Origin of the sequence: Accumulibacter sp. (assembly GCF_032229525.1) — a bacterium.
Lineage (GTDB): Bacteria > Pseudomonadota > Gammaproteobacteria > Burkholderiales > Rhodocyclaceae > Accumulibacter.
In genome coordinates this window covers 1-1,937 of the sequence record NZ_JAVTWB010000265.1, presented here as the reverse complement: position 1 = coordinate 1,937, position 1,937 = coordinate 1, and the positions used below count along the sequence as shown (strand labels likewise).

Sequence of the window (1,937 nt, the reverse complement as noted above, 5' to 3'; positions counted from 1 at the left end):
ACCTCAACCGCGTCCAGCACGCGATGATCGGCATGGGCTACGCCGACACGCTGACGCCCACCGTGGTGCTGCGCAACGTGCTCGAGAACCCCGGCTGGTACACCGCCTACACACCCTACCAGGCGGAAATTGCCCAGGGTCGCCTCGAGGCACTGCTCAACTACCAGCAGATGGTGATCGACCTGACGGGCCTGGAACTGGCCAATGCCTCCCTGCTCGACGAAGCCACCGCCGCCGCCGAGGCGATGACCATGGCGCGCCGGGTAAGCAAGTCGAAGTCGAACGTGTTCTTCGTTGACGCGGGCTGCTTCCCGCAGACCATCGACGTGATCAAGACGCGTGCCACCTTCTTCGGCTTCGATCTGGTCTTCGGCTCGCCAATCGTAGCGGCACAACAGGAGGTCTTCGGCGCGCTGTTCCAGTATCCGGATGACCGTGGCGAAATCAGCGACCTCAGTGGCCCGATTGCCGCCGTCAAGTCGCGCGGCGGCATCGTCGCTGTCGCTGCCGACCTGATGGCGCTGGTGCTGCTCCGCTCGCCGGGTGAGATGGGTGCCGACATCGCCCTCGGATCGTCACAGCGCTTCGGCGTCCCACTCGGCTTCGGCGGCCCGCACGCGGCTTTTTTTGCCACCCGTGACGCGTACAAGCGCTCGGTCCCCGGTCGCATCATCGGCGTTTCCATCGACAGCCGCGGCAACAAGGCCTTGCGCATGGCGCTGCAGACGCGTGAACAGCATATCCGGCGCGAAAAGGCCAACTCCAACATCTGTACCTCGCAGGTGCTGCTCGCCAACATCGCCGGCATGTACGCCGTCTACCATGGCCCGCAAGGCCTGCGCACCATCGCTGGCCGCATCCACCGCTTGGCTGCCATTCTCGCCGAAGGCCTGCGCCGGGCCGGCATCGAAATACTGACGGCGCACTTCTTCGACACCCTGCAGGTCAACCTGGGTGCGCTGGCGCTGAGCGCCTACAAAGAGGCGATCGATGCCGGCTACAACCTGCGCCAGGTCTCGCCGGGGGTGCTCGGCATCGCGGTAAACGAAAAGACTTCGCCGGCGGACATCGCCGTGCTGATCAAGCTGCTCGCCGGCGTCAGTGCCGACCTCGACCAGCTCGATGCACACGTGCAGCAGGCCGACCCGACGCTGCCACCGGCGCTGCTGCGCGAGGATGCCATCCTCACCCATCCGGTGTTCAACACGCACCACACCGAACACGAAATGCTGCGCTACCTGAAGAAGTTGCAGAACAAGGATCTGGCGCTCGACCACTCGATGATCTCGCTCGGTTCCTGCACCATGAAGCTCAACGCCACCAGCGAGATGCTGCCGATCACCTGGCCGCAATTCGCCGACATTCACCCCTTCGCGCCACTCGATCAGGCCCAGGGTTACCTGCAGATGATCGGCGAACTGGAAGAATGGCTTAAGGTGATCACCGGTTTCGACGCCATCTGCATGCAACCCAACTCCGGCGCCCAGGGCGAATACGCCGGCCTGCTGGCCATCGCCCGCTATCACGCCAGCCGTAGCGAAGCCCAGCGCAAGGTCTGCCTGATCCCGAAATCGGCGCACGGCACCAACCCCGCCACGGCGCAGATGTGCGGCATGCAGGTGGTGGTGGTCGATTGCGACGAGTGCGGCAACATCGACGTCGCCGACCTCGCGGCCAAGGCTGCGCAGCATGCCGCCAGGCTTGCCTGCCTGATGATCACCTATCCATCGACGCACGGTGTCTTCGAGGAGTCGGTACAGGAGATCTGCGCCGTGGTGCACGCGCATGGCGGCCAGGTATACATGGACGGCGCCAACCTCAACGCCCAGCTCGGCCTGACCTCGCCGGCGCTGATCGGTGCCGACGTCAGCCACATGAATCTGCACAAGACCTTCTGCATCCCGCACGGCGGCGGCGGCCCGGGCATGGGCCCGATC

The 1,937-nt window shown here is 64.9% G+C and carries 1 protein-coding gene; it reads left to right on the top strand.

Annotation, left to right across the window (positions count from 1 at the left end; translation table 11 throughout):
- Window positions 1–1,937: aminomethyl-transferring glycine dehydrogenase (gene gcvP / locus RUW20_RS20745; protein WP_313954118.1), on the top strand; the 1,937-nt coding region annotated here is incomplete at both ends.